The organism is Phytohabitans kaempferiae (genome assembly GCF_042433955.1).
Taxonomy (GTDB): Bacteria; Actinomycetota; Actinomycetes; order Mycobacteriales; family Micromonosporaceae; genus Phytohabitans; species Phytohabitans kaempferiae.
Genome location: NZ_JBHLUH010000052.1, coordinates 159,662 through 173,389, shown reverse-complemented (window position 1 = coordinate 173,389; position 13,728 = coordinate 159,662). Strand labels below are relative to the sequence as shown.

Here is a 13,728-nt window from a genome sequence, read left to right as displayed (position 1 = left end):
GCGTGGGCCGTATCGGGGGATCGGTTTCGAGGCGGAGTGGTTGCTGCCGATCCAACTTCCCGGCAACGCCGACGCGGAAGGCGACCGCCAGGCCCTCGCCAAGACCAGCGACAGGTCGCTCACGATCGAAGTGGAGACCCGCTTTCTGTTCGTGGCCGACGAGCGGCCCGGCGAAGGGTTCCGGGCCTTCATCCACCGGCCGCCCGACGTCGCGACCAGAGAGGAAAAGGTCGCGCTCCCCGAGGTCATCTCCGGCGTGCTCCAGAACCTTCCGGGGGAGCAGGGGCGGGTCGAGGACGCCGACTCGGTGTGGCGGTTGATGGCGGAACTGGAGCGGCGGTTCGGCGAACGGCTCGATCCGGACAAGCTGGAACCCGGCAGGCCGTCGCAGCCGCTCGGCGAGATCCTCGACGGCCTCGGGTTCGAGGTCGACGACGCGGCTGCCGGGGCACTGATCGGACCTACCCCCGAAGGCGAGCCGAGCCGGCTGCACGGGCACATCACCGCGCCGTCGGCGACCGAGAGCCTGGCCGAGGTTCTCGCTGATGTCGCCGAGCACACCTGGCGTGACGAGTCCACCGGAATGCCGGTCAAGGAACGACTCCTGGACGGTCTGACGTTCGGCCAGGCGGTCGCCGAGGACGCCCGAGAGCGGTTCAACAAGGACGGGCTCGTGCCCTCCGACCGGGTTCTCGGCGCGGTCGGCGGATTCATGGCGTTGCTCTACTCGCACTCGAGTGCGTTGGCTGCCAGCATCATCGAACCGGAGGCCCTGCCAAAACGCCACAATGCCGCACTTTCCCGGATGGCGATGGTGACGTTCTGGGCGCAACTGCCGATATGGATGCGGATGCATCTTCTCCTGAATGCCGACCGGATCTTTGACCTGTTCGCCAGAATGTTTGTACAGACCGATCCAGGCTATGCGGAGAGGCTTGAAGAGGTAGTCGACAGTGGCGCAGGTCAGTACTTGATCTGGCGCGCCGGAGATCCTTGGTACGCGGCTCGGATCGACGACGGGGTCGGCGTCGAGGAGTACTTTGTCGCCCCGCTGAACGGTCGCGAGATCAGCCAGCAGGCGACGTTCGGCGGTATGACCGAGTGGTTGGAGATGGACACCAACGATGGCCGGCTGGCGGAGCCGGTCGGCCTCCTGGAGATCCGCTCGTATGGCGACAAATGGCCCACCGTCGCCCAGTTCCGTGAATACGTCGAGCGGATCGGGAGAGTCACCCGGGAGGCCTACCAGAAGGCGGCAGCGCATCCGGTGCCGCTGCACGACGAGCCGCTGCCGCAGCCCGGACCGGTGCCGGCCGACGCCGACGCCGACGTGGGTACGCTCATCGGCTACCAGGCGCTGGAACTCGTGGCCAGCGGGGACCTCGACGCCGCGATGCGGCTGATCAGCGGGACGTCGCAGCAGTTCACCCCCGAACACGCTGGCAGGTGGGGCTCCCGACTGGTTGTGCTGGCCGAGCACGAGCTGGCTGACGGTCCGGCCCCCGCGATGGGCGACGACCTGGAGCGACTCGGCACCACGTTGCTCAACCGGTGGATCGACGCCGTTGTCGATGCGCCGACCTGGCGGGACGCTGCCGATCTCTGGGTGGACACGGGAGAACTGTTCAGCAGCGACACCGAGAGCGTGGCCGCCGGGGACCTGCGTGGGCGCCTGCATCAGCGGCGTGCCCGTGAGTCGTCCGCCGAGGTCACGAACCGAATAGACGCGCTGAAGGAACTGTTCTACCTGGCCCGGGCGCGGGTGGACCGGCAAGCGTTGGACTTCCTCGCGGAGTCGGATCCGGACAACCGGGTCGAGCAGCTGTCCTGGCTCACCGACCGGGTCGGAGTCGCTTCGATAACCAGGCTTCTGCTGTGGACAGAAGGCATCTCCCCCAGCGAGTCTGAGCTGTCCGCCCTGGAAGAGGCCCGACGAGGGCAGGTCGAAGGGGCCGCTCCGGCCCGGGCGAGGACCGCCCTCGTGGTCGCCGGGTTGGCGGCGAGTCGAGCGCCCGAACCGTCCAGGCGGCTGGCCGAGTTCGCCACTGACCTGGTCATGCCGCTGGTGAACGCGGCACTGGCCCAGGACGACCCGACACGTGCCCACGACGACCTGCGGCGGGTCGGGGGGTACCTCACCGGTCCAGGCAAGGCGCTGTTGCCGTACGTCGCGGCCCGCCTCGTCGCCCAGAACCTCGACGCTGCCGCGGACCCGACCGGCGCGACATCGACGACCAGGCGGAACGCGTTGATCGGTCTGCTGGCGCCCGGCCATGGCGAACAGGTGGCGCGGCTGCTGACCGCCCCGGACCCAGCCGACCGTCAGGACGCGCTACGGCAGCTCGTCGCCGCGGTGCCACCGGCACGCTACGAAGATCTGCTGCCGTTGCTCGATTCGGTCGACCTCAACGAGAGCGGACAGCGCGATGTCGAGCTGGTGCGGGCGATCGCAGCCCTGGCCGGAGGAGATTCGGACCGGGCCCGGCGGATCGTCGGCGAGACCGCGGCCTCGCTCGACGGACCGGCGCGGGCCACCTGGACCGGCTTCCTGGACCGGCGGATCCGTCCGGCGGGCATCGCCGCGAGCGCCCTGTCCGAACTGATCGTCGACAGCGGTATCGACGACTGGCTCGCGGCCCCGACCTGGGCACAGTCCCGCGACGCCTTCGCCGCACTGGCCAACATCCTGAGGCAGGCCGTCGGCGACACCCGATCCAGGGCCTTCGACCGGGTGGCCGAGTTGAGCGGCCGCCAGACCGACGACGACCGGGCCTCCGCGACGCAGAGCGTCTTCGAGTTCTCCCGCAGCAGGTTGCACGACGAGGCGTACCGATACCTGACTGAGCCAGACCCGCAGGCGCGCCGCCAACTGTTTCTCGACCTGCTCGTTAATCCGGCGGTGTCGGACCTGTCCCAGCTGACCAAGCTGGCGCGGGGCGTCGACCGGGTCGAGGCGGAACAGCTCGACGTCGCACTGTTGACGATCGTTGTCGATAAGGCGGCCGAGGACGGAACGACGACCGACATTGACATCGAGCACCGGCTCCTCCTGGTCTGGGCCGGAGCTCCGACGCAGGTGACTTCGGACCACCCCGTACTCCAAGCGTTGGCAGCCAGCGCGCACGAGCCGACCGCCCGCGCGGCGCGATGGGTGAGCATGACAATCACCGAAATCGCCGGGGGCGACCCGGACTCGAGCAAGGCCGGCACGACCGCTGCCCAGCCGAAACCCGTCCGGTCGGAACTCGCGGAGTTCCTGGACCCGGCACCGGAGCCGGCGCCCGAGCCGACGCCGCGGGTGGGCCGAGCGGTGAGCCCGGACGACCAGCTGCTGACCAGGGTCTTCGGGTTAGACGCTGCGCCGACCGAGTTGGCGTACCGGCCGGTGCAGCCGGACCCGGCGGCGGCATTTGACGTACGGTCGATCACCCATGCCCTGCTCGATGCGGCGGACGGCGGCCCACCGGCGGCAGACCGGGCCAAACGCGCCGACAGCCTGGACAGGTTGGCCGGACACCTCGGCGTGACCCGCGCGGAGCTACCGTCCATCGGCTACCTGGCGGTCCGGGCGTACGGCGTCGACGGCGTCACCGTCGCCCGGCTCGCCGCGGCCCAGCGGGCGCTCGCCGAACTGAGCCGGGACCCGGACACCCGGCAACTGGTGGGGGAGCCGGCGGTCGAGCGGCTCCTGGCCGCGACGCGGGCCGACGAAGAAGGCACCGGTCCCACCATCCGGCTGATCCGAGCGCTGGAACTGGCCGCGCAGGCCCCGGCCGAGCCCGGAACCGCCACGGAGCTGGCCACGCGCTACGAGCAGTCCGCACGACTGCTGAGAGAGTCGGTCACCGTCGATCCCATCGACGTCGACGGCCGGGTGTGGTGGCTGGGCGACGACGCGCCACCGCAGATTCCAGCCGCGGAGGGGCATCTGGTGGTCGCCTACGCCGCCGACGCCGATCTCGTGCCGGCGGGCTGGCTGGTCCCCGGCGGTGCCGCGCTGCTCGCTCAGATCGGCGCCGCGGTCCGCGGCGCACTCGACGACGACCCGCTGCCCATCCGGCTCGTGCCGGTCACCGACAGGCCGGTGGACGGCGCCGGCCGGCGAGCCGAGTTGGCGGATCTCGACCGTCGCCTCGGCCTGGAACTGTCGATGTCCGACCCGGTCGACCGGAACACCCTGCCGCGGCCGTCGGTGTCGTCGGCCGCCGGGACGGAGTCGTCGCTCGGGCAGCCGTGGACCAGCGACGAGGTGGGCTGGTCACCGGTGGCCCCGGATGGCACCGCGCTGACCGTGGTGGGGGAGACCCTGCCGGACGGTCAGGTCCGGCAGGTCGCGGGGCGGCTCGTCACACCGGACACCTTCGCGATTCTCGACCCGGCCACCGGCGCCGACATCTATCAGCTCAGCCGGGGCACCGACCGGTTCGGCAACCAGACCTGGACCGGTGACGCGCTCTCCCCGGCGGACGTCCGGCACTTCTACCGGGTCGCCCGGGAGATCGGCTGGACCTCGGCGGACAGCCGGTGGGAACAGGCGCGGCACCGGCTGAAGCGGGCGATCGGCCGGCGTACGCCACAGGACAAGGCCTGGGAGTTCGTCCAGTGGCTGGTCCGCGAGGGCCAGCGGGTCCGGGACGACTTCCTGCTTTCCCACCACGGGGTGTACCAGGCCACGGTCGGCGGGCGGCAGGTGCTCGTCCGCGCCGAGGTCGACGCGGCTGGCCACATCGTCCGGGCGTTGCGCCCCCTGCCGGTGGACGAGGCGTTGCTCCGCGCCGGACTGACCTGGCTGGTGAACGACCTGACGCAGGCGGGCTGGCAGGTGCGGCACGGTCCGGGTGAGCAGATCACCGTCGAATCCCGGCGCATCGGCGTGAACGTCTACAGCGAAACGGACACCAGCGCCTTCCTGGACGCCCACAACGCGATGCTCGAACGGGCGTAACGTTCGAGCATCGGCACTTCCGGGCCGCCGATCCGGCGCTCTTGGCCGAGCGTGTCGCCGACCCGGCCACGTCCGATCCGCGGCGGGCGCGGCGGGCATTGCTGGCCGTGGGATTCGAGGCCGCACGCGAGCACGGGATCGGCCGACTGACCCGGCCGTTGCTGATGCAGACCCTGCCGCAACTGCCGGCGGATCGGGGGGAGCCGGCTGCGCCCGTCCAGGACCTGGTGGACGACGGTGAAGGCGGATTCCTCGCCGACGGCGACCCGTTGATCATGCACCGCGACGTCGCCTCGGGGCGGCCGGTGCGGGCGTTGCTCTCACCCGGAGAGTGGGACCGGGTGTCGCGCGGGGTACGCGATCCGGGCCAGGCCGACCGGCGACCCGGGGAGCCGGCCCGTAGCTGGCTGCCAGCCGGTGGTCTGCCCGTGGTCGTGGTGCACGGCGAGGGCGAGTTCGTCCGGGCGCCCGTACGGCGTGGTCAACGGAACGTGGACGTGCTGCTGACGGCGGAACAACTGGCGGTGGTGACCGCGGACCTGCCGCCCGACGTGGCCCTGCTGGCCTGCCGGATCGGCGAACTCGACGAGGGCTTCGCGCAGCGGCACGCGAGCGCCCGCGGCGGCACGGTGTTGGCGCCCCGCGACGACCTCTACGTCCCGACCACGGCGGCGTCGTCCTCGGGTGACCAGCGGCGCGCCGATCCGCAGCTGATCACCCGGGCCGACAACGACTTCGAAAGCGCCCGTTCGTGGGTGCTCTTCGTCGGAGACGGCGTCGGCGGAGGCTGGGACACGATGAACGACGTGACCCTGGAGGAGGTCGGTCGCGACATCGAGTTCGACGGCTTCCACTCGGTCGACTCCGGCGAGGACGGCATGCGGCTCGGCGGCGGCGTCGAGGAGGAGGAGACGGTCCTGTTGTTCTTCTCCGACGGCACCGATCCGGGGTCGGTCCGGGGCGAGACACTGGCCCTCGCCCCGGACGGATCGTTCCGGGTCGTGGTGGAGACCAAGGAGTTCTACGAGTCCGGGGAAAGTTATTACCGCACCGAGGACGACGCCACCGAGGACGACGACAACGAGGCGGACCGAGTGAGCCCGGTGACGCTCGGGTTGATCGAGCGGGTATCCGACGTGCTGCGGGTGCACCCACACGAGACCGGCCGTTTCGATCCCGACCGGGTGTTCGCGGCGTTCGAGCGAATGGCCGGGTTGGCCGACCGGATCCCGGGGGAGCCCGGCGCCGGGCCCACGATCACCCTGACCGACCTGTACCGATCCGAAGGGTTGGTCTTCACCGAGTTGGGGGAGAAGGCGCTGATCGGTCCGCGGCCGATCGGCGACGACTCGGGCAACCACTTCCACTTCACCTTCGGGTCGGTCCCTTCCGGGCTACGGGAGTTCGTCAGGTACGCCGCCGACAACGTCTGGCGGGACCAGTCGGTCGGGTACTATACGAAGGATCATCTCGACGACGGCCGGGCCCTCGGAGAGCGGGCCGCCGCGCGGTTCCTGGCGGCGTCCCTGCAGCAGGGCCAGTTGCCACCGGGCACGACCACGCCGTCGTTTGACATCCGACAGGTCCCTACCGACCACCGCGTGGAGGCCGGGATCATCGCCGGCTATCTTGCGCTCGTCTACGACACCGCAGCCGGCGGGCTGCAGGCCCCGATCCGGCCCGAGCTACTCATCAAGGCGCACGTCGCGTTGCTGTCGCGCCAGGACGCGTTCCAGGACAGCCTGGTGGAGTTGCCGGACCGGGTGCGCTCGTATCTGCTGGCGGACGCCCCAGCGATCAGAGCGCTCGTCCAGGAGACGTTCCGGGCACGGATCCCAGACTACGAGCAGCAGCGGGGTGGAGCGCCGGGCATCCGCGTCGACCTCGGCGGCATCGACATCGGCCGGGGCGCCGCGGGTCGGGTCACCATCGACGAGTTTGTCACCAGCGCACTGGATCCGACTGCCCGGCGGATCCGCCAGACCGACGTCATGGTTGGTCTCGGCACGGTACCGGGGCCCGACTTCGGCGGGGGCATGCTGCTCGTCCCGCACCTGGTCGTCGAGGTGCGCTCACACGGCGAGCGGCACATGTCCACCGCGGCGGCGCGGCGGCACTACGCCGGCATCGCCGACGTCGTCCGCCAGCAGTACCAGCAGGCCATCACCGTTGCTCCCGATGTCCAGCGCCGGGACAGCGACCTGTGGCTCTCGGTCCCCGTGCCCATGCAGGCCCAACCGGACCTGCGATGGATCGGCTACGGCGATGCTCCGTGGTGGGCGGGCGACCTGGCCGAAGCTGCGGCGCAGTACGGTCGTACCCTGGTCGTGCTCGGCCCCGGCCCGGTCGGCGGCCTGTCCCCGGACCAGGTCACCGTCCTCACCGAACTGCTCTCGGCCGACCCCGCGCTGGCGAGAACCGCGCTGTTCCTGACCGCCGCCTTCGATCCGGCCGTGCACCGCCTGCGCGGCCGACACCGGTTGACGATGATCGTTCCGGTGCTGGGCAACGGACTCGTCCCGACCGCCGACGGCACCGAGCTGATGGTCGATGGCGGGTTCTGGCGGGCGATCGCGTTCGACAACAGTGTCAGCGACAGCTACAGCGTCTCGCCGTACCGCATCCAGGAGGTGCTTGTGTGGGCGAACGCCACGGCTTTGCAGATCCGCGACGGGCAGCCTCCGGCCGCCGGCTGAACCACGCGAGGTTCGGGTTCGCCGGCCGACCGTGAACGGATCGCCCGTGGATCTCGTTCCTAAAGGCGCGGCCGGTTGACGACCCCGGTCGTGCGGAGGTGGAGACCGTGACCGAGCCGGACATCTGGCGTCAGCGGTACCGGATGGTGTACGCCGCGGCCGGTCGACACCTCACCGCGGACGAACCCGAACTGCTCCTCAACGAACTGATCGACGGGTATCTGGACCTGCCGGAGCACCTTCGCCACCGGGCCCGGATCCAGCACGCCGAACGGATCCGCGGCCGGCTGCAACAGCGGGTGCTCGCCGCGTTTGGCCCCAGCGGCCTCGCCCCCGACGAGCTGCGCGCCTTCCTCCAAGAGGCGGCACCGACGCGGGTACCCGCGTCGTGGTCGGCGGCGGTACCGGTGATCCTTGTCGACGCCCACTTCGCCGACGGCCCGCTACCCAGCCGGTCCGCCGGCCGGATCGTGTGGCTGGACACCACGAACGATGACGAGTACCTACGGTCGTTGGCCATCGCCGGGGAGATCTTCCTGATGATCCGGCAGGACCCGACCGCCGGCGACGCGATCGGCGGCCCGGGGCCCGGGGCCATCGGATCGGCGGTGGGGGCCTAGATGCAGCGGCGGCATTCGGTCGTGGGCCGGCAGAGGCAACTGCGCGCCCTCGACGAGGCATTCCGACAGGCCCCGGCCGGCGGGCGGTTCGCGCTGGTGACCGGGGCGCCGGGCAGCGGGCGGACCGCACTGCTGGACGCCGCCGCCGACGCCTGGTCGGCGGCCGACGTCATGGTCCTGCGGGTGCCGCCGCCGGCGGACCCGCACGACCCGGTGGCCGGCTTCGCCGCGCTGCTGCACGTCCTGCGCGAACAGTACGGGCAATTCGCGAACCCGTTGCTGACCGGACCTTTGAGCGCCATCGGCGCGGCCTGTGACAGTCGGGCGTCGAGCGTGCCACACCGGCTGCTTCTGCTCGCCCAGGAGACCGCAGCCGCCATCGCGTTGATCTGCCGGCCCGGACCGGCCGTGCTGATCGCCGACGACGTGGACGCCAACCCGGGGTTGACCCCGGCGCTGGCCGCCGCCGTCCGGAGCAACTGTCTGGTGGTCGCCGCCGGCACCGGCACTGCGAGGCAGTCCTCCCTCGCCGACACCGTGGTCGAGCTGACTCCGTTGGCCGCCGAATCGGTGCGGGAGATACTCGCCCGCCGTCATGGCGCGCCGGTCGACGAGGCGGTCCTCCCGGCGCTCACCACGGCCCTCGGCCCGCTGGCCGGTAACCCCGCCACGATCCTGCAGACCACCGACGAGCTGGCCGGCAGCGGCCGACTCGTGGTCGTTGCGGACCACCTGTGTCTGCTCGAACCGCACGCGCCGATCCCGCTGCCGGTCGACCATCGGTTGGTGGCCTCGGTGCGGCGGCGAGGTGTGGTGGCCGTCCGGCTGGCCACCATGGCCGCCGTCACCCGGTTCCGCCTCAACGACCTGCCGTTGTTCGCCGACGCGACCCTGGGTCAGGTCGACAACTACGGTGCGACCCTGGACGAGTTGGTCGCCGACGGGGCGCTGCTGGTGGGGCCGGACGATGTCATCAGCCCGAGCTGCCCGGCCGCCGCCGCCAGGTTCGCCGCCGAGGCCGGGGCGGTCACCCGGCTGCATCGGGCGTACGCGGCGGCGATGCTGCGGCGTGCCGGATCGGGCGTGCCGGCCGACCGGGCGGCCCTCGCCGATCATGTCACCTCCGCGGGCGGCACCATGCCGACCGGCCGCCGGACCGCGCTGGCCCTGGCCGCCACCGCGGCCAAGGTGATGGAGCGTGAACCGGACCGGGCGGCCAACTGGCTGGACGCCGCGCTGCGACACGCCGGCGGCGCGCCGGTCGACGAGGATCTCCTCGGCTGGCTGATGCGCCTGCTGATGCGCACCGGCCAGTTCGCCCGTCTCGCGGAGGTGGTGCGGGCGGCGCCGGCCGACCGGGCCGATCTCCCCGCCGCCGGGGTACTCGCCGCGGTGCACGCCGGCGTCCCGGTGGCCGAGGTGCTCTCGTCACCACCTGACCGACGGGCGATCGCGCCCTGGGCGGACCGATGGCTCACCCCGGCCCCCGTAGTCGTGACCGGGCCGGTCGGTCCAACGACGACGAGGAGCTCGACCGGGTCGCTCGACTGCGGCCCGGCGCTGGTCACCGACGCCGAGTTTGCGCTGGTCGGGTGGGCCGTCGATGGCGGCGACCCGCCCGGGCCGTCCACCGAGGACCGGCCGGGCGGCGCGGACCGCCAGCAAGACCAGCTGCTCGCCGCCGGTGCGGCCGGGGACCTGGCTCAGGTCTTTCACCTGGTTCTGGGCACCGAGCGATACCGGATACCCGCCGACGGGCCACTCGCCGCCTACCACCGCATGCTGTCCGCCCGTACCCGGGGTGACCTGCCCGGGGTGGTCTCCGCAGCCCGGCAGGTCCAGCTCACCAGCGGCCGGGCGCCCGCGCTGTGTCACCTGGCCCGGATCTGGGCCGCCGAGTCACTGGGCCTGCAGGGCCGCTGCGCGGAGGCGGCGACCTGGCTGAGCTCGGTTCCCGACGAACCGCCCTACGCGGCGTTGCGCTGGTGGGTGACGAACGGGCTGGCCGGTGAGCCTGGCACCACGGCACAGGCCCGGCACCGGCTGGACGCGGCCCGACGGGCCCGCGAGCGGCAGCTGGCGTACGGCAGCCGGATCGGTGTCGCCCAGCTGATCGTCCGGGCGGCCGGGATCGCCGGCCGGTTCGGACTTGTCGCCCAGGGGCGTGAGATCGTCGAACTGGTCGATCCGGCTGCCGCCGGGGGGCAGCGGTTCGACCTCGGCACCGCCCTGCTGGCGCAGGCGTTGGCGGCCTCGGACCTGCCCGCCGCGGCCGAGGCGATCGGCCTGCTGCGGGGCGGTGGAGACCGCGTCGGGCTGGCCTACGCCGCCCTCGACCTCGGCCGGATCGCCGCCGATCCGCTGCCATGGCTGCTCGAAGCGCTGCACACGGCTGAGGAGATCCGCTCGCCGCGGCTGCGTGCCGCTGCCGTCGACTCGATGCGGGCCCGCGGCGTACGCCGGTCTCGTGGCCAAACGTCTCGGGCGGTGCTCAGCGCGATCGAGACGGAGATCATCGCGCTGATCCGTAGCGGACGGACGAACCGGCAGATCGCCGTCCAGATGCGGATGAGCGAGAAGACCGTCGAGAACTATCTGACCCGTCTGTTCGCCCGGACCGGCTGCCGGTCGCGGGTAGAGCTGGTCGCCGCGAGCATCACCTCCGACACCCTCGACATCGCTTCCTGATCCTCGACGGGAGACGCTCCGATGACGGCAACCCCTGCGGCCCTCGCGCCAGTGCCTGGTGGTGCGGCCGGTCCGCTCCGGCCCGCACTCACCATGATCACCGGGCCGTCCGGCAGCGGCCGAACCCGCGCCCTGCGGGCTCTGCGCCAGTCGGCCGAGGCGGCCGGCCAGCCGGTCCTGGAGCTACGGTTGGCACCCGAGGACCGCGACGAGCCCTGGCATCTGGCCGCAGGTCTGCTCGCCGGCCTCACGCTGCCGCCCACCCGGCTCGCCGCCGGCCGAGCCCGGCGCGCGAACCCGGAACCACCAGCGGCGATGCTCGCCCGAGCGTTGCGGCACCACCGCGCGCTGACCATCCTCATCGACGACGCGCAGTGGGCCGACCCGCACTCGGCCGCTGCGTTGCTGGCCGCGTTGCACCGCGTCGACGGGACCTCGGTGCGCGCCGTCGTGACGGTGCGCACCGGCTGCGGCGCGCAGACCGCCGCCGGTGTGTGGGCCACCCTGCGCCAACTTCGTGCCGCCGGGCTGGCGCGGATCGCGCCGCTGCGGCCACTCACCCCCGCCGAGTCCGACGCGTTGGCGGCGACGGTCCTGCACGCGACACCCGACGACGCGTTTCGGGCCCAGCTGCGGCGACTGGGCCGAGGTCGGCCAGCCGCGCTGCTCGCCGCAGCCGAGGGCTATCAGGGGTCGTCCGCCGTGCGGGTGCTGGACCGGCGAGCCTACCTGACCGATCCCGCCGCCGTGCCGTGGATCTCCGCCGACCACAGCCTGCTGCGACCGGTCCGCCAGCTGGGCGAAGACACCTTCGCCGTCGCCCGGGCACTGGCTGTGCTCCAACCGCTCGGCCCGGCCGTACCGCTGCTGGTCGGTCGCGGGACCGGACGGACACCGGCGCAGGTCGCCGAGGACCTGGCGGTGCTGCGGGTGGCGGGCATCGCGACCAGCGACCCACAGGGTCACTGGCGGATCACGGTTCCGATGCTGGCGGTGGCCCTCGTCACCGGTCTGCGGCCGTACGAACGACGGCGGCTGGCCCAACTCGCGGTCGAGGCGATCTGGGCCGGCGAGGCGACCTGCGCCGACCCGGACTTCCTGCCCGACCAGGCGGCGGTCGCCGGCCGCCTCGTCGATGCGCACCGGGCGAGCGTGCTGCTGCGGACCTGCGCCACCGCCGCCGAGTCGACCTCGCCGGCGGCATCCGCCCGCTGGTGGGCTGGCGCCGCGGAGCTGAGCGCCGCGCCGCGGGATCGGGCTGAGGCACTGCTCGCCGACGCCGCCGCCGAGCTACATGTGGGGCGCCACGCCGCAGCGCAGCCGTCGCTGTCCCGCCTGCTCGCCGATCAGGTCGGCGAACTGTCCGCGGCGGCCCGGCAGGAGGCGGAGTTGCTGGCGCTCGCCCGCGCCAGCGGGGCCGACGACACCGGGACGATCCAGGACGTCGCGGCAGGCGAATTCTGGGGGCCGACCCGGCCGCCGCCCACCCCGGTCACCCGGGCCGCCGCGCTGGCCCTGCAGGACCGCTGGACGCAGGCAGCCGACCTGCTCCTCGCCGGCGGGTCCGGTCAGCTACCGAAAGCCGGCGCCGGCCAGGTGGATCCGGTCACCGAACTGGTCGCCACCCAGATCGCGGTGGTGACCGCACGGTCTCGCGGGCCGGTCCCGCCGGTCTCGTCGGCACCCGACACCGGTCCGGCTCGGTGGTCGGCAGTCGGGCAGGCCCCGCCGGCGGGTGCCGCCGCCGGTGACCGCCGGCGGCAGGTGGCGGCGGCCCTCGGCAGCTACCGGCTGGCGGCCGCCACCGGCGCCGGAACGGTCGTCGACCGGGTGCTGGCCGAGGCGGGGCTGACCCGGGCCGACCTGCCGACACCCGAACGTTGCCTGTACGACTGGCGCCGCGGACAGTGGACGGAGGCGTTGGAAGCGGCCCGGGTCAGCATCGCCGCCGACCTGGTGACCACCCGGCCGCCGGTGCCGGCGCTGGTGCACCGGGCCGCGGCAGAGGTGCTGCTCGGGCGGGGCTGGCTGACGCGGGCCCGCGCGATGATCGACACCGCGCGTACTCGCGGCATCCCGTTGCCGCACCTGACGGACGTGGTGGTCGTCGACCTGGAGCGAGCGCTCGGGAACACCGCCGCCGCCGCCACGGCGGCCGCCCGGGCGCTCGCCACCGCGGCTCGATCCGGTGCGGTGGTCGGCACCGACGAACTGTGGTTGGTGACCACGGAGCTGGCGGCCGAACGTGGGGAGACCGCCGCTGCCCACGCGGCCGCGGATGCCGCCAACCGCGCGGCGGCGGCGCTGGACAACGGCGCCGCGGCGTGGCGGGCGGCAAGCGCTCGCCTCGTGGCCGGTCGGGACACCGACCTGGCTGCGCAGGTCGTCGGGCTGGCCCGCGACCTCGGCCGGCCCTACGAGCTGGCGGGCACCCTGGAACGGGTGGTCCGCTGGACCGGCTACCGCCCGGAACTGCTCAGCGAGGCCTATGAACTGTACGGCCAGCTGGGGGCGACGCTGCACCGGTCCCGGCTGCGGCAGGTGATGCGGGAGCACGGCGTCGCGGTGCCAGGCCGGAGCGACACCCTCGTCGAAGGTGAGCGCCTGCTCGCCACGTTGATCGCCGAAGGTCTGTCCAACCGGGAACTCGCCGCGGTCACCCAGAGCAGCGCCAAGAGCGTCGAGGGGCGCCTGTCGAGGCTGTTCACCCGGACCGGCTACCGCTCCCGGGTGGAGTTGGCAGCCGCGGTACTGGTCGGTGACTATCGGGTCGACTGAA

5 protein-coding genes are annotated in these 13,728 nt (G+C 72.6%); all 5 read left to right on the top strand.

The features are described 5' to 3' along the window. Positions 1-40 precede the first annotated feature (40 nt). Positions 41-4,945 (top strand): NACHT domain-containing protein, encoded by a 4,905-nt coding sequence (locus ACFFIA_RS25195; RefSeq protein WP_377254480.1) that lies wholly within the window; start codon positions 41-43, stop codon positions 4,943-4,945. Between the two features lie 41 nt (positions 4,946-4,986). Beyond that, a complete protein-coding gene (locus ACFFIA_RS25190; RefSeq protein ID WP_377254478.1) occupies positions 4,987-7,641 on the top strand; it encodes a hypothetical protein in 2,655 nt (884 codons plus the stop codon). Between the two features lie 107 nt (positions 7,642-7,748). Next, positions 7,749-8,261: a hypothetical protein gene (locus ACFFIA_RS25185; protein ID WP_377254475.1), complete on the top strand. Its 513-nt coding sequence runs from the start codon at positions 7,749-7,751 to the stop codon at positions 8,259-8,261. Further along, entirely contained in the window at positions 8,262-10,949 is a 2,688-nt protein-coding gene (locus tag ACFFIA_RS25180; protein WP_377254472.1) for a helix-turn-helix transcriptional regulator, read from the top strand. 21 nt (positions 10,950-10,970) lie between these two features. Then, on the top strand, positions 10,971-13,727 hold the full coding sequence (locus tag ACFFIA_RS25175) for an AAA family ATPase (RefSeq protein WP_377254468.1): 2,757 nt from the start codon (positions 10,971-10,973) through the stop codon (positions 13,725-13,727). The last annotated feature ends 1 nt before the right edge of the window (position 13,728 follow it).

Bases quoted from the DNA above. Each gene is read 5' to 3' on its own strand.
- ACFFIA_RS25180 (WP_377254472.1), top strand. From the start codon at position 8,262: ATGCAGCGGCGGCATTCGGTCGTGGGCCGGCAGAGGCAACTGCGCGCC.
- ACFFIA_RS25175 (WP_377254468.1), top strand. From the start codon at position 10,971: ATGACGGCAACCCCTGCGGCCCTCGCGCCAGTGCCTGGTGGTGCGGCC.